Source organism: Luteibacter sp. HA06 (assembly GCF_054061215.1).
This window is the reverse complement of the sequence record NZ_JBSSDZ010000001.1, coordinates 1,118,342-1,135,657: the sequence shown is the minus strand read 5'-3', so window position 1 is coordinate 1,135,657 and position 17,316 is coordinate 1,118,342. Positions and strand designations below refer to the sequence as shown.

The 17,316-nt window shown below is 64.6% G+C and carries 17 protein-coding genes and 1 riboswitch; of the genes, 4 read left to right on the top strand and 13 right to left on the bottom strand.

What is annotated here, in order from left to right; all coding sequences use genetic code 11:
• Nucleotides 1-9: 9 nt before the first annotated feature.
• The 12 genes from ACVWWJ_RS04970 to ACVWWJ_RS04915 form a co-directional block, all read right to left on the bottom strand.
• Nucleotides 10-510, bottom strand: coding sequence for a phosphatidylglycerophosphatase A family protein (locus tag ACVWWJ_RS04970; RefSeq protein WP_456966981.1), 501 nt, complete (start codon nucleotides 508-510; stop codon nucleotides 10-12).
• Nucleotides 507-1,460, bottom strand: a complete 954-nt coding sequence (gene thiL, locus ACVWWJ_RS04965) for a thiamine-phosphate kinase (RefSeq protein ID WP_456966980.1) — start codon at nucleotides 1,458-1,460, stop codon at nucleotides 507-509. Before thiL ends, ACVWWJ_RS04970 begins: the two co-directional genes overlap by 4 nt.
• 35 nt (nucleotides 1,461-1,495) lie before the next feature.
• Nucleotides 1,496-1,945: a transcription antitermination factor NusB gene (nusB, locus tag ACVWWJ_RS04960; protein ID WP_159889316.1), complete on the bottom strand. Its 450-nt coding sequence runs from the start codon at nucleotides 1,943-1,945 to the stop codon at nucleotides 1,496-1,498.
• Nucleotides 1,942-2,409: a 6,7-dimethyl-8-ribityllumazine synthase gene (ribH, locus tag ACVWWJ_RS04955; protein ID WP_159889318.1), complete on the bottom strand. Its 468-nt coding sequence runs from the start codon at nucleotides 2,407-2,409 to the stop codon at nucleotides 1,942-1,944. The genes nusB and ribH overlap by 4 nt, the downstream gene beginning before the upstream one ends.
• 42 nt (nucleotides 2,410-2,451) lie before the next feature.
• Complete coding sequence (gene ldcA / locus ACVWWJ_RS04950; protein WP_159889320.1) at nucleotides 2,452-3,384, bottom strand: muramoyltetrapeptide carboxypeptidase; 933 nt, start codon at nucleotides 3,382-3,384, stop codon at nucleotides 2,452-2,454.
• Nucleotides 3,384-4,475, bottom strand: coding sequence for a 3,4-dihydroxy-2-butanone-4-phosphate synthase (ribB, locus tag ACVWWJ_RS04945; protein WP_456966979.1), 1,092 nt, complete (start codon nucleotides 4,473-4,475; stop codon nucleotides 3,384-3,386). Before ribB ends, ldcA begins: the two co-directional genes overlap by 1 nt.
• Before the next feature lie 12 nt (nucleotides 4,476-4,487).
• Nucleotides 4,488-5,129: a riboflavin synthase gene (locus ACVWWJ_RS04940; RefSeq protein ID WP_159889324.1), complete on the bottom strand. Its 642-nt coding sequence runs from the start codon at nucleotides 5,127-5,129 to the stop codon at nucleotides 4,488-4,490.
• Between the two features lie 125 nt (nucleotides 5,130-5,254).
• A riboswitch (FMN riboswitch) is annotated at nucleotides 5,255-5,405 on the bottom strand.
• A 210-nt stretch (nucleotides 5,406-5,615) separates the two neighbouring features.
• Complete coding sequence (locus tag ACVWWJ_RS04935) at nucleotides 5,616-6,632, bottom strand: Gfo/Idh/MocA family protein (protein ID WP_456966978.1); 1,017 nt, start codon at nucleotides 6,630-6,632, stop codon at nucleotides 5,616-5,618.
• On the bottom strand, nucleotides 6,629-7,693 hold the full coding sequence (ribD, locus tag ACVWWJ_RS04930) for a bifunctional diaminohydroxyphosphoribosylaminopyrimidine deaminase/5-amino-6-(5-phosphoribosylamino)uracil reductase RibD (protein WP_456969659.1): 1,065 nt from the start codon (nucleotides 7,691-7,693) through the stop codon (nucleotides 6,629-6,631). The genes ACVWWJ_RS04935 and ribD overlap by 4 nt, the downstream gene beginning before the upstream one ends.
• A 41-nt stretch (nucleotides 7,694-7,734) precedes the next feature.
• A complete protein-coding gene (gene nrdR, locus ACVWWJ_RS04925; RefSeq protein ID WP_063571237.1) occupies nucleotides 7,735-8,250 on the bottom strand; it encodes a transcriptional regulator NrdR in 516 nt (171 codons plus the stop codon).
• A 3-nt stretch (nucleotides 8,251-8,253) separates the two neighbouring features.
• Entirely contained in the window at nucleotides 8,254-9,510 is a 1,257-nt protein-coding gene (glyA, locus tag ACVWWJ_RS04920) for a serine hydroxymethyltransferase (RefSeq protein WP_159889328.1), read from the bottom strand.
• 77 nt (nucleotides 9,511-9,587) lie between these two features.
• Nucleotides 9,588-10,481 carry a DUF817 domain-containing protein gene (locus tag ACVWWJ_RS04915; RefSeq protein WP_456966977.1) on the bottom strand — a complete coding sequence of 298 codons (894 nt, stop codon included), beginning with the start codon at nucleotides 10,479-10,481 and terminating at the stop codon, nucleotides 9,588-9,590.
• Between the two features lie 281 nt (nucleotides 10,482-10,762).
• On the opposite strand from ACVWWJ_RS04915, the gene ACVWWJ_RS04910 reads away from it, so the two are divergent.
• The 3 genes from ACVWWJ_RS04910 (at nucleotide 10,763) to ACVWWJ_RS04900 (ending at nucleotide 14,326) form a co-directional block, all read left to right on the top strand.
• Nucleotides 10,763-11,782, top strand: a complete 1,020-nt coding sequence (locus ACVWWJ_RS04910) for a hypothetical protein (RefSeq protein WP_456966975.1) — start codon at nucleotides 10,763-10,765, stop codon at nucleotides 11,780-11,782.
• Between the two features lie 127 nt (nucleotides 11,783-11,909).
• On the top strand, nucleotides 11,910-13,244 hold the full coding sequence (locus ACVWWJ_RS04905; RefSeq protein WP_456966973.1) for a hypothetical protein: 1,335 nt from the start codon (nucleotides 11,910-11,912) through the stop codon (nucleotides 13,242-13,244).
• Nucleotides 13,245-13,252: 8 nt separating this feature from the next.
• Nucleotides 13,253-14,326 carry a hypothetical protein gene (locus ACVWWJ_RS04900; RefSeq protein ID WP_456966972.1) on the top strand — a complete coding sequence of 358 codons (1,074 nt, stop codon included), beginning with the start codon at nucleotides 13,253-13,255 and terminating at the stop codon, nucleotides 14,324-14,326.
• A gap of 57 nt (nucleotides 14,327-14,383) precedes the next feature.
• Here the strand turns inward: ACVWWJ_RS04900 and ACVWWJ_RS04895 are convergent, their stop codons facing one another.
• Nucleotides 14,384-15,424: a reprolysin-like metallopeptidase gene (locus tag ACVWWJ_RS04895; protein WP_456966971.1), complete on the bottom strand. Its 1,041-nt coding sequence runs from the start codon at nucleotides 15,422-15,424 to the stop codon at nucleotides 14,384-14,386.
• Nucleotides 15,425-15,628: 204 nt separating this feature from the next.
• Here ACVWWJ_RS04895 and ettA point away from each other — a divergent pair, with 204 nt between their 5' ends.
• Nucleotides 15,629-17,287: an energy-dependent translational throttle protein EttA gene (gene ettA / locus ACVWWJ_RS04890; RefSeq protein WP_107915994.1), complete on the top strand. Its 1,659-nt coding sequence runs from the start codon at nucleotides 15,629-15,631 to the stop codon at nucleotides 17,285-17,287.
• The last annotated feature ends 29 nt before the right edge of the window (nucleotides 17,288-17,316 follow it).

Genomic DNA, 17,316 nt, shown 5'->3' with positions numbered 1-17,316 from the left:
GGGGATTCCTCAGCGAGCGAGAAGCAGGACCAGATAGAGAACGATGCCAGCGAAGATGCCGGCAATCGCATCATCGAGCATGACGCCGAAGCCACCCTTCACGCGACGATCGAACCACGCGATCGGCCAGGGCTTCCAGACATCGAAAAGACGAAACAGCGCGAAGCCGGCGACTACCGCCCACCACGGCGCCAGCAGCGCGGGTAGCAACGTGATCCACAGGCCGACGAATTCATCCCAGACCAGACTACGGTGATCGTCCACACCGATGACGCGCCCCGCCACATCGCACGCCCAGACACCGATGGCGAACGCGACGACGATGACAGCAAGCCACGCTGGCACGGACAGACCGCGCGACAGCAGCCACGGCAGGATCGCCGCGAACGAGCCGAACGTGCCCTGCGCCTTCGGCGTGAGGCCGGAGCCGAAGCCGCACGCGATCCATCCCGCCGGTGACGCCAGCAGTCGTCGCCGGTCGGCAGGATCGAGGACGTATTTCGTGCTCATGCGACGAAGTGATTCCAGCCCGTGCGCGACAGCGGCATTTCCGCGCCGTCGAGATCGAGCACGCGCACGCCGCTTCCTTCGACGATACGGCCGATACGCGTCGCACCGCCGCCGAGGCGGGCCATGTTCGCTGACACTTCGCCAGCGCGATCCGCGGGGACAGTGAAGCACAGCTCATAGTCGTCGCCACCGGACAGCGCGAAGTCGATCGTATCGGCGTCGTCGAAGTGCGTGAGCAGTGCGGACGAACGCGGCAACATGGCCGCATCGATTTCCGCACCGACACCACTGGCCTTGCAGATGTGGGCGAGATCGGCCACGAGGCCATCGGAAACATCGATGCACGCCGTGGCAATACCACGCAGACCGTTACCGGCCGCTAAGCGTGGCGTCGGTCGGTTGAGGCGATCGACCAGGGCCGCATACGGCGAGGCGTCGGCTTCCGCGAGGCAACGAAGGCCGGCCGCAGCATCGCCGAGGGTACCGGTGACCATCACGACATCGCCTACGCGTGCGCCGGAGCGAAGCAACGCTTCACCCGGTGCCGTGAAACCGTGCACCGCAACGGTGACGGTCAGCGGGCCACGCGTGGTGTCACCGCCGATCAGCGCAAGGCGCAGTGGCGTGGCCAGTTCAGCGAAGCCGCGCGCGAGTTCGTCGACGAAGGCTTCGTCACTGTCGGGCAGCGTCAACGCGAGCAAGGCCCAGGCAGGCGTGGCGCCCATGGCGGCGAGGTCGGAAAGGTTCACGGCAAGCGCCTTCCAGCCGATATCGGCGGCGGCGGTGCCTACGGGAAAATGGACACCCTCCACGAGGGTATCCACGGCAATCGCCAGTTCGCGGCCGGCGGGAACGGCGACGACGGCAGCGTCGTCGCCGATACCGGTGAGCACGTCGTCACGATGGACGTCGGTATGCCGGCGGATGCGCTCGATCAGGTCGAATTCCATGCAGCTTCCTTAGCCCGCGGGGATTCGGGGCACGATCAGGATCGCTTCTCGGCCGTACGCCAGTGCGTCGCGAGTTTGTCGAGAACACCGTTCACATAGCTGTGGCCGTGATCGGCGCCGAAGCGCTTGGTCGCTTCGACAGCCTCGTTGATCACCACGCGGTAGGGCACGTCCGGGCGATATTTCAACTCGTAAGCACCCATGCGCAGCGCCGACAGTTCGATGGGATCGATCTGCAGGACTTCGCGGTCGACGAAAGGCTTGATGCCGTCGTCGAGTTCCTGCACGTGCTTTTCCACGCCGCGCAGGATGTCCTCGAAGTATTCGAGATCCGCCACGACCATGTCCTGCTCGTGACGGAACTGCTCGATCACGTTGCCCATCTTGCTGCCGCCAACCTGCCAGGCATACAGCGCCTGGAGGGCACGACGGCGGGCGCGCGAGCGTGCGGCGAGGTCGATGCCGTGCGGAGGTGTTTTGTTCATTTACCGAGCTTCGCGTAGAGGTTGACCATCTCGATCGCGACCATGGCGGCGTCGACGCCCTTGTTGCCCGCCTTGGTGCCAGCGCGCTCGATGGCCTGCTCGATGCTGTCGGTCGTGAGGACGCCGAACGACACCGGCACGCCAGAGGCGTAGGCCGCCTGGCCAAGGCCCTTGGCAGCTTCACCGGCGACATAGTCGAAGTGAGGGGTGGAGCCGCGAATGACCGCGCCAAGGCCCAACACGGCGGCGTACTCGCCCGAACCGGCGATCTTGTAGGCGGCCTGCGGGATTTCGAACGCGCCGGGGACGCGGATCAGGTCGATCGCGTCGTCCTTCACGCCGTGGCGAACCAGCGCATCACGCGCACCCTCGACCAGCGGCTCGACGACGAATGCATTGAAACGGCCTGCAACGATGGCGAAGCGGCCCTTGGGGGTGGCGAAATCGCCTTCGATGATCTTCATGGGGTGTCCTGTGGCGGGGCGGGCCGCTGGCGGCCGGTTATTTTACGAGGTTTTCGGCCTGGGGTGGCCGTTAAAGGTAAGTGTGGCGGTTCCGGCAGCGACCACGAGCCGCCCCGGCGCACCAAAAGGCAGGGTGAACTTGGCCGCGTCGTGCCCGAACGGCAGCCCGCGGACGATCGGAATGCCGGCCACGGCGGCGATCCGCTCGAAGGTGGCGTCCAGGTCGTAGCCGTTGTCGTATTCGGTGGTCCGGTAGCTGGTGAAGTCGCCGATGACCAGCGCCTTCTGCCGCCCGAGCACCCCGGCGTGGAACAGGTGGTACAGCATCCGCTCGACCCGGTAGGCCGGCTCGGCGATGTCCTCGACAAACAGGATGCCGCCGTCGATGTGGGGGAAGAACGGCGAGCCGATCAGGCTGGTGAGCATGGCCAGATTGCCACCCCACAGCGTGCCTTCGACATCCAGCGCCTGCGCATCCTGCGTGCTCCAGCTGGCACGGCCTTCCTCAGCCGCCAGGGTGGTCCAGAAGTGGTCCCAGGTCTGGGTATCGAGTTCCGGAGCACCGAAGTCGGCGCCGAGCATCGGACCGCCGAGCGTCACCAGGCCGCTTCGGGCAAACAGGGCGCACTGCAGGGCGGTGAAGTCGCTGTGCCCGACCAGGGCCAGCGGCGCGTCGCCGAGGCGGTCACGCAGGCCGTCATAGTCGAGCAGGGGCAACAGCGGATGCGCGCCGTAGCCGCCGCGGATGGCGAGCGCCACATCGGGCAACGGCCTGGAGACATCGGCCAGGGCATTGATGTCCGCGGCCCGCTCGGCATCGCTGCCGGCGAAGCGTAGTTCGCGCCGCTCGAGCACGTCTTTGCCTTGCACTGTGTGCCCGGCTTCTTCCAGCCGGGCGATACCGCGAGCCATGGCCTCGGGGTTGTGCGGGTATCCGGAGGGGGCGATCAGACGGATATCGTAGGTTGGGGTCATCAGCCAGCTTGCTCCACCACTTCCAGGCCGAAGCCTGCGATGCCGACCAGCTTACGCGGAGTGCCGATGACGCGGAGACGCTTGACGCCCAGGTCGGCGAGAATCTGCGCACCGAGACCGGTCTGGCGCCATTCCTGGTCGTCCTTCTTTGCCGGCGCCGGCACCACATCCCGCCGCAGGCGCGCGAGCAGGGCGTCCGGGGTGTCTTCACCCGATAGCACTACCAGCACGCCGCGCTGCTCTGCGTCGATCTTGCGCAGGGCTTCGGTGACCGTCTGGCCGAGATCGTCGCGCTTGAGGTGAAGCACATCCGACAGCGTGTTACGCACGTGGACGCGTGTCAGCACGGGCTCGCCGTCGGCCACATCGCCGCGGACCAGGGCGAAATGCAGCCCGCTGCGGATGCCATCGCGGTACGCCACCAGGCGGAACGGACCGAACTCGGTGTCGACGTCTTCCTCGTGCACTCGCTCGATCGTCTTCTCGGTTTCGAGACGGTAGCGGATCAGGTCGGCAATCGTGCCGATCTTCAAGCCGTGCTTCGCGGCAAATATCTCCAGCTCGGGACGGCGGGCCATCGATCCATCGTCGTGCAGGATCTCGATCAGCACCGACGAGGGCTGCATGCCGGCCAGGGTCGCCAGGTCGCAGCCTGCTTCCGTGTGGCCGGCGCGACTGAGCACGCCACCCGCCTGCGCCGTGAGAGGGAAGATGTGGCCGGGCATGGTGATGTCTGCCGGCTTGGCGTCCGCTGCCGCCGCTACCTGGATGGTGCGCGCACGATCATGGGCCGAGATGCCCGTGGTCACGCCTTCCGCCGCCTCGATCGAGACGGTGAAGTTTGTGTGATACGGGGAGTTGTTGTCGCTGACCATCGGCTTCAGGCCGAGTTGGCGCGTGTGCTTCTCGGTGAGCGTCAGGCACAGCAGGCCCCGCGCCTCGCGAACCATGAAGTTGACGTCTTCCGGGCGCACCTTTTCGGCGGCCATGACGATATCGCCTTCGTTTTCGCGGTCTTCGTCATCGAGGATGACGGCCATGCGGCCCTGGCGAAAATCTTCGAGGATTTCAGGAATCGTATTGAATGGCATGAGGGGTCCGGGTCAGACGAAACCGTGTTGCTTCAGAAAGGCCTCGTCGAGGCGCGGGGTGTCACCACTGGAAAGCAGGCGTTCGATGTAGCGGGCGACGACGTCCACTTCGATGTTCACGCCGTCGCCGGGGCGACGCGCGGCGAACGTCGTATGTTCCACCGTATGGGGGATAAGGTTCACTCCGAAGCGATTTCCGTTCACTTCGTTCACCGTGAGGCTGGTGCCGTCGATGCAGACCGAACCTTTGTGGGCGATGTAACGCGCGATGTCGCTCGGCACTTCGAACGTCCAGCGCAGCGAGCGCCCGTCGGGGACCACGGATACGACCTTGCCTGCTCCATCCACGTGACCGGACACAAGGTGGCCACCCAGGCGATCAGCCAGGCGCAGGGCCTTCTCGAGGTTCACGGTATCGCCGGCCTTGTGCTTGCCGAGGGTAGTGTGGGCGAGGGTTTCGTTGGAGACGTCGGCGGCGAAGCTCTTCGCATCGAAGTCGATCACGGTCAGGCAGACGCCGGAGACCGAAATGCTGTCGCCCAGGGCAACGTCGGCCATATCGAGCGCCGCGGTGTCGACGACAAGGCGGACATCGCCGCCACGGGGTTCCAGCCGCGCAATGCGGCCAACGGCCTGGATGATGCCGGTGAACATGTCAGTGGCCTCCCGGCGGGGAGACGGTGACGGAGAGCTGGTTTTTCATGAAACGTTTCCCGCGGTAATGAGCGAAAAACGCCCCAAGGCGCATGGCGTCACACGTCCCCGGAGGAACGCACGATCGCCGTCTTCTTTCATCCGGACTGTAACCGTCGGCTCCGGCATCGAACCGGATCTGCTGACCTCCCGACCGAAACCGGGAGCGCTCGCGGGCTCGTTTCCTTGCGGAAACCTACCGCCGGTGGGGAGTTGCACCCCGCCCTGAAGACGCTGTGGAGGCCGGTTCCCCGAGGGGTTCCGGCCGGCGGAGAATACCATGGGGTCCGGTGCCCGAATTGCAACCGCCGGGCCACTTCACCCTGCGGGCTTTCTGTGGGGAGCCGATGCATCGGCGAGCTCTTGCTCTGGTGGGAACTGAGGCCAGGACCCTTGGGAGCGCTGCTGCGCAGCGGGTTTATTTACTATTCGCCGATGAATCGGCTCCTACATTGCTTGATTCGCCGATGAATCGGCTCCTGCATTGCTTGATTTCACCTGGTCCATGACCCAGCTGGTTCTTGCACCGCTTTCGGCCGTCGAGGGGCAGACGCCTTTTCCGGTGAGCTCGGCCACGATGGATTCGATCAGCGGCTGCTGTATGTGCTCCGGGTTGGCGATAAGGATGTCCTCCACCCTCCCGTCGGCTTCAAGACGGATCGGCCCATCGCCAAAGGTAGCGAAGACCAGCCGGCCACGGTCGCCGACGATCTCGACACGATCCTCGCGTCGGTCCGCGCAGAAATTCCACAGGCCGGTGCCAAGTACGCCGGAGCCGAAGGCGAACGCCATGGCCACCGTGTCCTCGGCCGGATAGGCGGCCATCTGGTTCGAGACCATGCCCCGCGCGTCGACGATCGGACCGAGCAGAAAATCAAGAATGTCGAGCGTGTGGCAGCCGATGTCGACGAAGATGCCACCGCCGGAAAGCTCGGGCCGCACAGTCCAAGGCAGGTTATCGGGGTCGTGGTACCGCGTCTCGAAGGGGTGATGCAGGAGCACGTTAACCAAGCGAGGCGTGCCGACGGCCCCTTCGGCCAGCATCGCGGCGATGCGGCGGAAGCGCGGAAGCATGCGACGGTAATAGGCGACAAAGACCGGAACGCCGGCCGCCCTGCCCGCCTCGACGATCGCCAGGCATTCCGCATGGTCGATCGCCATGGGCTTTTCGACGTAGACGGGCTTTCCCGCAGCGATGGCCATCAGCGCGTACTCGCGGTGACTGGACGGCGGCGTGGCGATGTAGACCGCATCGACGTCCGGATCGGCTATGAGCGCAGCCGCATCGTCATACCAGCGAGGCACGCCGTGACGTTCGGCGTAGTCACGCGCTTTGTCGCGGTCGCGACGCATGACGGCGACCAGCGAGGAAGCAGGAACTTTAGAGAAGGCCGGGCCGCTCTTGACCTCGGTCACCGCGCCGCAGCCAACGATGCCCCACCGGACGTGGGACAACACGGTCATGTCGCCGGGCGAAGTTGCAGGCGCATGTCGTCGCCCACCTGGCGGCGGTCCACCGTGTGCAGCTTCCAGCGCGACGCCATATCGTCCAGCGGCGGCAGGTTGAGCATCGGCCGGCCGGTGTGGCCAAGCAGGATGGGCGCGATGTAGACAAGCAGTTCGTCCGCCAGCCCCGCGGCCAGAAGTGCGCCACAGAGCACCGGGCCCGCCTCGACATGCACTTCGTTCACGTCGTGGCGTGCCAGCCAGTGCAGAACGGCGCGAAGGTCCAGGCCACCGCCGTCTTCCCGGCGAATGGTGGCGCGGCGAACGTCGGACAGGTGCGTTGGCACCACGGCATCGTCGGCGTGGAACAGCACGGTAGGCGCGATGCCATCCAGCACATGTGCACCCGCCGGCGTACGCAACTGCGTATCGACGATCGCGCGCAAGGGCGGAACGAACGCCTCGCCGTCAGGCAACCGGGCGGTGAGATGCGGGTCATCGGCGAGCACGGTGCCGCTAGCTGAAAGAATCGCCGACGAACGCGCGCGCCAGCGCTGGACATCGGCGCGCGCAGCCTCGCCGGTGATCCACTTGGAGGAACCGTCCGCGAGCGCGGTGCGTCCGTCGAGGCTCATCGCCAGCTTTACGCGAACCCAGGGACGCTGCCGCTCGATCCGGCTGAAGAAACCGATGTTGAGTTCGCGCGCGGCGTCGCGCATCAAACCCACCTGGACGCCGATACCGGCGTCACGCAGCTTCGCAATACCGGCGCCGTCGACCTTGTCGAAGGGGTCTTCATGAGCAATGACGACGCGCCCCACGCCAAACGCGATCAACGCGTCGGCACAGGGTGGGGTCCGGCCATGATGCGCGCAGGGTTCCAGCGTGACGTAAGCGGTGGCGCCTCGTGCAGCCTCGCCCGCTTCGCGCAACGCAAAGACTTCCGCATGTGGCTGGCCAGCGCGCGGATGCCAGCCGGTTCCGAGCACGGTCTCGCCGCGCGCGATGACGCAGCCCACGCGCGGATTCGGTTGGGTGGTGTGCAGGCCAAGCTCGGCCAGGCGCAGGGCATGCGCCATATGTACGTGATCCATGGCGGGGAAGAACGGCCGCGACATGCTCAGCTCTTGCGCCCGCGCCTGGCTGCGTCCAGCAGCGGCAGTTGCAGGCCTTCGAGCGACGGCAGGTCGCGTTCGAGCTTCTCGATCTCCTCGCGGAAGGCGTGGACGTCTTCAAACCGGCGATAGACGGAAGCGAAGCGCACATAGGCGACCTGGTCGAGCGCCTTGAGTTCGCGCATCACCAGCTCACCCACCTGGCGCGACGGGACTTCACGTTCGCCACAACGACGCAGGTCGTTGACGACCGCACGCACGGCACCGTCGACGGCGTCGCTGGAGACCGGGCGTTTCTGCAGTGCGCGCTCGAAACTCACGCGCAGCTTGTGTTCGTCGAAAGGCTCGCGACGATCGCCGGATTTGACGATCGCCGGAAGCTTCAGTTCGGCCGTTTCGAACGTATTGAAACGCTCGCTGCATTGCGGACACTCACGGCGACGCCGCACCGTGCCACCGTCCTCCGTAAGACGGGAATCGATGACACGGGTGTCTTCATGCTGGCAGAACGGACAATGCATCGATCAGCCGTAAACCGGGTACTTGGCGCACTGGGCAGTGACCTTCTCACGCACGGCCTTGATGACGGCGTCGTCGCCCGGGGCGTCGAGGACATCGCAGATCCACTGGGTGAGCTCGACCGTTGCCGCTTCGTCGTAGCCACGGGTGGTGATCGCCGGCGTACCGACGCGCAGGCCCGAGGTGACGAACGGCGAACGGGGATCGTTCGGCACGGCGTTCTTGTTCACCGTGATATGCGCCTTACCCAGCGCCGCTTCCGCGTCCTTGCCGGTCGCGTCGCGACCGATCAGGTCGATCAGCATCAGGTGGTTTTCGGTGCCGCCGGAAACGATCTTGTAGCCGCGCTCGATGAACGTCTTCGCCATGGCCTTGGCGTTCTTCACCACCTGGGCCTGGTAGGTCTTGAACGAGGGCTCGAGCGCCTCCTTGAACGCGACTGCCTTGGCGGCGATCACGTGCATCAGCGGACCGCCCTGGATGCCCGGGAAGACGATGGACTGAAGCTTCTTCTCGAGCTCCTCGCCGAGGCCCTTGGCGACGATGATGCCGCCACGCGGACCGCGCAGGGTCTTGTGCGTCGTCGAGGTGACCACGTGCGCGTGTTCGATCGGGCTCGGGTACTCGCCCGCGGCAACCAGGCCGGCGATGTGCGCCATGTCGACGAACAGGTAGGCGCCGACCTTGTCCGCGATGGCGCGGAAGCGGCCCCAGTCGAGGATCTGCGAGTAGGCCGAGAAACCGGCGACGATCATTTTCGGCTTGTGCTCGACCGCGAGGCGCTCGACTTCGTTGTAGTCGACGAGGCCGGAGACCGGATCGATACCGTACTGCACGGCGTTGAAGATTTTGCCGGAGAGGTTGACCTTGGCGCCGTGGGTCAGGTGACCGCCGTGGGCGAGACTCATGCCCAGGATGGTGTCGCCCGGCTGGAGCAGGGCGAAGTACACGGCCTGGTTGGCCTGCGAACCCGAATGCGGCTGCACGTTGGCGTAATCAGCCCCGAAGAGCTGTTTCAGGCGGTCGATGGCGAGCCTTTCGGCCACGTCCACGTACTCGCAGCCACCGTAGTAGCGCTTGCCCGGGTAACCCTCGGCGTACTTGTTGGTCAGCTTCGAGCCCTGGGCTTCCATCACGCGCGGGCTGGCGTAGTTCTCGGAGGCGATCAGCTCGACGTGATCTTCCTGGCGACGGGACTCGTCAGCGATGGCCTTGGCCAGTTCGTCGTCGTATCCGGCGATCGTTGCATCCTTCGGGAACATCTCGACCTCATGGGGACAGGTGGGAACAAGACCGAAAGTGTAGCGCTCGCGGGAGTTTGCAACCACTGCTCCGTGTCTCAGACCTCCTGCGACCCGTCGGGTTGCCGCACCCGCACGCATGGCTGCACCGCCCAGACCAGCACATAGCTGATCGTCATCAGCAGGAGCCAGGCGCCCATCTTCGCTGGTGCCACGGGCTGCCAACCGTGTTTCTGGGCGGGATAAACCCAGGCCCTGGCGAAAGTACCGACGTTCTCGGCCAGCCAGATGAACACTGAGACCAGGCACAGCCCGGCCAGCAGGGGCATCCGCCGGTGTACCCGCCGTATCCGGAAGTGGATGCATGTGCGCCCGAACAGAAGGACCATGGCCAGGAACAGGACCGGCCGCGCGTCCACGACATAGTGATGGGTGAAGAAGTTGATATAGATGCCCGCGGCCAGGACCATGCCGGCCCACAACGGGGGGTGGTCGGTAAACCGGAAGTCGAACAGCCGCCACGCCCGCGCGATGTAGCTGCCGATCGCCGCGTACATGAAGCCGGTGAACAGGGGCACGCCCCCGATGTGGAGCAACGACGCCTCCGGATACACCCACGAGCCCCTGGCGGTCTTGAAGACCTCCATGGCCGTGCCGACGAGATGGAAGACGAAGATGACCAGGGCCTCACGGCGGGTCTCCATCCGGCACGCGATGAGGACGACCTGGATCGCGATGGCCGCGAGCGTCAGCGCATCGTACCGCGCGATCGGGGCGCCCTTAGGCCAGTACAGGGCCGACGCCAGCAGCAAGGCCACCATGCACCCGCCAAACAGGCAGGCCCAAGCCTGCTTGAGGCCAAAGCAAAGGAACTCGTAGGCGATGGAAGCGAGCCTTCCACGCGTTTTCGCCATGACTGCGAGCGCCATGTCCAGCCGCACGAAACCCCGTGCCATCCGCCTCGCGACGGAATGCCTGATCGTCCTGTCCATCGTGCCGTTCCACCGTGCGATGCGATGCGCTGACGATACGTCGCCCAGCGGGCGCGGCCCTTGCGCCAAGCGGGCGAACCGCGGGCACCCAACCTTCTCGGACGCCTACAGGCCCGGCCTTCGTCTACAGCTGAGACTCGCAAGTGCGCATAGGTTTCAAACACCAAGGCACTCGCCGACTCCCGCCTCAGCCAAGGCTTACAGCCCGCGCCCTGTGGTTTGCGTAGGTTCCTAGCGGGGCGCCACCTCGCCCCTCCCTCCCACCCGCATTGGAAGCACCTATGAAGCCCACACTCGGAATTCTCGGCCTGGCCGTTGGATTAGCCCTCGCCTCATGGCAGACCGCCGCCCTCGCCCATTCGCCGCCGGCCGAGCTTTTCGACCAACGCGTAGCCGCCGGATTACCCCAGGAGTTCGCCCTGCCCCGCCCCACCGACGATGAGCGCGGGGTAGGCGTCGACAACGTCGTGGTCGAAGAAAAACTGGAGACGGACGTTGTCTACCCCGACGGCAGCCACGCGACGACTTACGTCGGAACGGCAAACGGACGGGAAGCCACTTTCACCCGTATCGGGGATACCGTGAGCGTGTCTGTGTTCGACGACGCGGCCACCCTCCCGACGACGGCGCGACGGGTCCGTCGCGCCGTCCGGATGGAAGTGGACGATGCCATCGACGTGCCACCGGCATCCCCCGGTGCTACCTCCGCTCGCCTGACCTCCGCCGCACCGCCGCGCGAGCTGCAGTTCTGGATCTTCCTGCATGATCAGTCCGGCGAGTCCAATTACGCGAAGTTCCATAATTGGTATATCGCCTGGTGGGTGCGTGACATGGAGCGCACGATCAAGCCCGGCATTCCGGTGAAAGTGATCATCAAGGACCGCATCCCTGGCGTGACCGATTTCGATTACCACCAGGGCACATCCGCCGACGCGCTCGTCGGATTCCGGCGCGTCGCCACCGACTATCTCTGGAGCATCGGGGCCACACCATGGCGACTGACCAAGACCATGCTCTTCGTCGATGAGCGATCCGCGAACTGGGGCGGCTCGTATGGCGTCGCGATAACAAAAAATACCGTCGCGATAGCCAGTGGTACCGGCCCACGACACATCGTCGCGCACGAATTCGGACACACCCTGGACGCCCGACACGAGTACGCGCAGACGCGCTTTCCATGCGTGACCAACATGAGCGATTACACGCCCGGACTCTTCAGCTGCCGGATCTATTCCGGATTGAACGACGAACTGATTCGGCTGCACACGAAGGAAGCGCTGCAGGTCGAGTTCGGCGAGTAGGCAACTGGACCAGGGTAATTCCTGTCTTGCCTGCAGTTGCGCCGCGACCCTTGTAGGCCTGCGAAAAAGGGGAGGTCGGTGACGTTAGCGTTACCGACCTCCCCAACGTTCGACAGGCAGAATCCAGATGAAAATCCGTACTACCCTCTCTCTCAGCATTGCGGCGCTGTTGTCGGCCACCGCCACGCATGCGTCGACATGGGACGCTTCCGCTTCGCTCGCCCGGTTCAACAAAGTCGTTGCGCGGGGCTTGCCGCAACCGGCCTTCCCGGTCGACGCAACCAACGAAGAAGGCGTGACATCGAACGGCCGCCTCGTCGTTGAATCGAAGCTCGACGCCACCGTGGAACTCCCGAATGGCAGTGCCATGAACACCTACGTCGGTTCGTGGGACGGCACATCCGCCACGATTTCGCATGGCGATGGCCAACTCCTTCTGGATGTCGATGCCGCTGTGGATGACGCCGTGCCTTCCCACGCGGTTGCCAGGTTCGACACCGCCATCACGACCGCCTTCCCGGCTCACGTCCATCTCAGCGAATCCTTTGCCCCCGCGACCCATGTCGCAAACGACAGCGACGATCTCGTCGTCTCTGGCGAGTTCGGTGGTGACATCACGTTTGCCGACGGCAGCCACGGCAGGATGTACGACGCGTCGTGGCACGGGCTGCCGGTTGTCGCTACGCGGTCGGGCAACCACCTCGACATTACGTCGGGCTCCGCGGACGGTATCGACATCACCGGCTTCACCCTGGGTAGCGACGTTGTCGAGCACGAGATCCTTCGCGGGGGAGATTCCCATGGCAGCCCGCCTGCGGTCGTCGACACGGCGCCAGCGCCCCAGTCGCGTTCGCGCCGAAGCACGGACGACGAACTCGCACCGAATCGGCTCACCTTCCACCTGATGCTCCACGACGATGTGAGCGACTCCTCACAACACATCCATGCCGGCTACATCGCGTGGTGGCTGGCCGATCTCCAGCGCAACATCGTTCACGGCAAGAAGGTCGACGTCCTCTACAGCAAGCGCATTCCAGGTGTCGCCGATACGCGATACCAGTTAGCCGATTCACTTCACGACTGGTCGGACGTAATCGAAGCCTATGCGACCGAACAGCGCATCCCGCGCACATACAAGCATAAGTTCGTTCTCCTGGTGAAAGGTCTCACCGATCCCGGCCGCTACGGCCGCTCCTGGCAGAAAGGATCCGACGGCATCGCATCGATAAGCGGGCGATACCCCGAGGTCGCGCATCAGCTGGGGCACCTGCTGGGTGCGAATCACAGCAACGCGGAGGTTCGGTTCAGTGGATGGTGGTGCGAAACCAACATGTACGCGCCCAGCCTGCTTCTTCGCTCGAACTGCTACGGGTATTCGAGCGCAAACAAGCGTCTGATGAACGACTACATCAAGACGGGCGATGGGTTCGTTGCTGGTCAACGCTGGTCGGAGGACCGATAAACGTGGGCGTGCGCCGGGGCCCATGGGTGATGCTGGCGCTCGTCGCTCATGCATCGGCGTTTGCGCAAGCGGCCCTTGTGGAAACGCCGGTCATCGATTTCATCACGCGCTTCGATTCGCTGGCCTTCGGCCCCTTCCCCGTCAGCATCGAACTCCCCCCGTCCGAGGGAGACAGCGGTCCAGGACACCTGGCAACGCTGATCCTGACATCGCGTTTGCGTAGCGCAGTGGTGTTCCCGGATGACTCCCCGGCAACGATGTTTGCTGGCACCCTCGATGGTCGCGCGGCCACGATTACCCGGTCCGCAGAGGGCATGGATATCAGCGTGGTCACAGGAAGTGGTGTGCACGTCACCACCCTGGGCATGAACGCGCTGGCGGTCGAACATGCCTACGTGCCGGCGGGCCCCGGCATGGGAAGCCGACGACAACGACGCGAGCCCAGCTATGGCTACGAGGGCGACGTGGAATATCTAGGCACCCCGCCCGTGCCGATGCCCTGGTCGGATCCACTCGCGCCGATCAGGGTCCGGATCTTTCTCCACGATGAGCTACGTTCAAGCCGCACACGGGAGATCCATGCCGGCTATGTCGCCTGGTGGTTGCGCGACATGGAATCGAATGTTCTTCCGGAGGATGTCGCGATCGAGGTCACCTACTCCCAGGGAATCCCCGGGGTCAGCGACCAGCCCTATGGCACACCGTCGTTCCTCAACACCTGGGTGAAGGCGGTCGACCGATTCGTGGCCAGCCGGGAAATCAGGAACACATGGAAGAATAAATATGTGCTGGTCACAGCGAATCGCCCGTCCGAGCGTCTTCTGGGGCAGGCTATTCCGACCAGGGGCATAGCCGTCGCCTCGTTGTCCGGCCCCTACAGCGTCGTCGCACACGAGCTAGGCCACTTGTTCGGTGCCGAACACATCGACGCCGAATGGCGTGGATGGCATCGATGGTGGCCCTGCCGGACCAACATGTATCTGAACGACGCACCCTTGCTTGCGAACTGCTACCAGTATTCGGCGGCCAATATCGCCAGGATCCAGCGGTACGTCGACCTCAAGGGATACCTCACTCCGTAGCGAGCCGTCACTGGGCCACTGGAAGGGCCGCCCCGCTATCGGGCGGCCCGGAAGCGATCATTCGGGGGCGGGGGCATCGGCCATTCTTCGCGGCAAGGTGAGGTTCGGGCCGTGCCTCATGTAAGACCGGATGGCACGCCGGTTGGCCGAACTGTACTCCAGGCAGTCGCCGCGCAACGTGCTGACGTTGGGAACCATATTGGTATCGCATCCCCACCAGCCGCGGATTTCTGCCTGCTCGTGAGTCGCTCCGAGCATATGCCCGATCTCATGGGCCACGATTCTGGAAAGTCCTGCAACGGATGCGATGGCCTCGTTACCACCTTCGAAGGCGACGCCGGCCGTACCCGGCATGGGGCGTTCGGCGGTGAGGAGTACGTACTTCCGCTTGTACGTGCGGTCCATGTCGAAATTGTGCTCGTGGTCGAGAAACTTCAGCATGCGCTCGAAATTATCAAGCGAGTCGATGCGACCGTAAGGCATGGAAGTGAGCCACAACGCCCGCTCCGCGTAGGTGATGCGTATGGGTTCGACGGGAAGGACGCGGAGGGAAAAGTCGGCGAGCCACCAGGCCACGTAGTTGGCGTGCAACTCGCGAAGCGTGCGATCGGCCAGGTCGTCATGCTTGAGGAAGAAAAAGTGGAGGTTATAGGCCGCCGGATCCTCGAAATGACCCGGTCCGACCGAGCGACGGACTCGCGGGGACGTGCGCGCGGGAGTGGTAGGGGAAAGGCCGGCGGCCGGGGCCGTCGAGGCATCGAACGAAACGACTTCGATATTTCCCTTACGCATCACGGTGGCGTCTAGGTGCTGGCCGGACCGGGTAAATACCGCCGCCTCGCCGTGCAGCAGGCCGCTGTACATCGTGGCCGGGACATCGCCCGGAAAATCCACGGCTATGTTCAGCCGCCGCCCGACCTCGAGATCGGCGGCTGAACGGGTGACACGGGTACGTGCCTCATCAGGCGACGAGTCGCGAAGCGACAGCCCTGCTACGGCGGCGTCGAACTGCTCGACCATGCCGGAAGTGGCTCTGGCGTGTGCGCCCAGGGGCGTGAGGACAAGAAGAACGGCGACAAAACGGGGGCCCAAAGCCATGAGAAGACGCTCCAGAACGGGGCCGCCCAGTCTGCGAGCCCACCCCGGCCGGGGTCTGTGGGTAGAGGGCCTGCCTGCCGCGTAAACGTCACCCCAAACGCCGCCCGAAAGCCCCGCGCACAGCGTAGGGGTTCGCTATAATCGGGGTTTGCCCACCCGGCGTGCATCAACCCCGGGGGCGCGGCCTTGGCCTACGGAGCATCCATGCAGTACATCTACACCATGAACGGGGTGAGCAAGATCGTCCCCCCGAAGCGCCAGATCATCAAGGACATCTCCCTGTCCTTCTTCCCCGGCGCAAAGATCGGTCTGTTGGGCATCAATGGCTCGGGCAAGTCGACGGTGCTGCGGATCATGGCCGGCGTCGACACCGACTTCCAGGGTGAGGCACGCGCCAATCCGGGCACCAAGATCGGCTACCTCGCGCAGGAGCCCGACCTCGATCCGACCAAGACCGTGCGCGAAGTGGTCGAGGAAGGCGTAGCCGAGATCCTCGACGCCCAGAAGCGCCTGGAAGAAGTCTATGCCGCCTATGCGGAAGAAGGCGCCGACTTCGACAAGCTCGCCAAGGAGCAGGAAGCCCTCGAAGGTATCCTGGCTGCCAATGACGCGCATGCACTGGAGCGCCAGCTCGAAGTCGCCGCCGACGCCTTGCGACTGCCGCCCTGGGACGCCGTGGTCGGCCCCCTTTCCGGTGGCGAGAAGCGCCGCGTGGCGCTGTGCCGCCTGCTGCTGTCCAAGCCCGACATGCTCCTGCTCGACGAGCCGACCAACCATCTGGACGCCGAGTCGGTCGACTGGCTGGAAACCTTCCTGCACGACTACCCCGGTACCGTCGTGGCGGTCACCCATGATCGCTACTTCCTGGACAACGCCGCCGAGTGGATCCTCGAACTCGATCGCGGCCGCGGTATTCCCTGGAAGGGCAACTACACCGAGTGGCTCGAGCAGAAGGGCGAGCGCCTGCAGCAGGAAGCCAACCAGGAGAAGTCGCGCCAGAAGGCGCTGGCGAAGGAACTGGAGTGGATCCGCACGGCTGCCAAGGGTCGCCAGTCCAAGGGCAAGGCCCGTATCAACCGGTTCGAGGAACTGAACTCGGTCGAGTACCAGCGCCGCAACGAGACCAACGAGATCTTCATTCCGCCGGGCGAGCGCCTGGGCCAGGAAGTGATCGAGTTCAAGAACGTCACCAAGTCGTTCGGCGACCGCGTCCTCATCGAAGACCTCTCGTTCAAGATTCCGCCCGGCGCCATCGTCGGCATCATCGGCCCGAACGGTGCCGGTAAATCCACGCTCATGAAGATGATCATGAACCTGGAGAAGCCGGACACCGGCGAGGTCAAGCACGGCCATACGGTCAAGCTTGCCTACGTGGACCAGTCACGCGACGCGCTCGACCCGAAGAACAACGTCTGGCAGGAAGTGTCGGGCGGCTCGGACATCCTGCAGATCGGCAACTTCGAGATCCAGTCGCGCGCCTACATCGGCCGCTTCAACTTCAAGGGCACCGACCAGCAGAAGATCGTCGGCAGCCTGTCCGGTGGTGAGCGTGGCCGCCTGCACATGGCCAAGACCCTCCTGCAGGGTGGCAACGTGCTGCTCCTCGATGAGCCGTCCAACGATCTGGACGTCGAAACGCTGCGCGCCCTGGAAGACGCGTTGCTCGAGTTCCCCGGCTGCGCCGTGGTCATCTCCCATGACCGCTGGTTCCTCGATCGCATCGCCACGCACATCATCGCGTTCGAAGGCGACTCGCACGTCGAGTTCTTCCCGGGCAACTACAACGAGTACGAAGCCGACAAGAAGCGCCGCTTCGGCGACGATGCCGGCCCCAAGCGCGTGAAATACAAGAAGCTGGTCTGACAAGACCCGCAACCCTGTAGGAGCCGATT

Coding starts and splice junctions, on each gene's coding strand:
- ACVWWJ_RS04970 (WP_456966981.1), bottom strand. CDS start 510: ATGAGCACGAAATACGTCCTCGATCCTGCCGACCGGCGACGACTGCTG.
- thiL (WP_456966980.1), bottom strand. CDS start 1,460: ATGGAATTCGACCTGATCGAGCGCATCCGCCGGCATACCGACGTCCAT.
- nusB (WP_159889316.1), bottom strand. CDS start 1,945: ATGAACAAAACACCTCCGCACGGCATCGACCTCGCCGCACGCTCGCGC.
- ribH (WP_159889318.1), bottom strand. CDS start 2,409: ATGAAGATCATCGAAGGCGATTTCGCCACCCCCAAGGGCCGCTTCGCC.
- ldcA (WP_159889320.1), bottom strand. CDS start 3,384: ATGACCCCAACCTACGATATCCGTCTGATCGCCCCCTCCGGATACCCG.
- ribB (WP_456966979.1), bottom strand. CDS start 4,475: ATGCCATTCAATACGATTCCTGAAATCCTCGAAGATTTTCGCCAGGGC.
- ACVWWJ_RS04940 (WP_159889324.1), bottom strand. CDS start 5,129: ATGTTCACCGGCATCATCCAGGCCGTTGGCCGCATTGCGCGGCTGGAA.
- ACVWWJ_RS04935 (WP_456966978.1), bottom strand. CDS start 6,632: ATGACCGTGTTGTCCCACGTCCGGTGGGGCATCGTTGGCTGCGGCGCG.
- ribD (WP_456969659.1), bottom strand. CDS start 7,693: ATGGCGCATGCCCTGCGCCTGGCCGAGCTTGGCCTGCACACCACCCAA.
- nrdR (WP_063571237.1), bottom strand. CDS start 8,250: ATGCATTGTCCGTTCTGCCAGCATGAAGACACCCGTGTCATCGATTCC.
- glyA (WP_159889328.1), bottom strand. CDS start 9,510: ATGTTCCCGAAGGATGCAACGATCGCCGGATACGACGACGAACTGGCC.
- ACVWWJ_RS04915 (WP_456966977.1), bottom strand. CDS start 10,481: ATGGACAGGACGATCAGGCATTCCGTCGCGAGGCGGATGGCACGGGGT.
- ACVWWJ_RS04910 (WP_456966975.1), top strand. CDS start 10,763: ATGAAGCCCACACTCGGAATTCTCGGCCTGGCCGTTGGATTAGCCCTC.
- ACVWWJ_RS04905 (WP_456966973.1), top strand. CDS start 11,910: ATGAAAATCCGTACTACCCTCTCTCTCAGCATTGCGGCGCTGTTGTCG.
- ACVWWJ_RS04895 (WP_456966971.1), bottom strand. CDS start 15,424: ATGGCTTTGGGCCCCCGTTTTGTCGCCGTTCTTCTTGTCCTCACGCCC.
- ettA (WP_107915994.1), top strand. CDS start 15,629: ATGCAGTACATCTACACCATGAACGGGGTGAGCAAGATCGTCCCCCCG.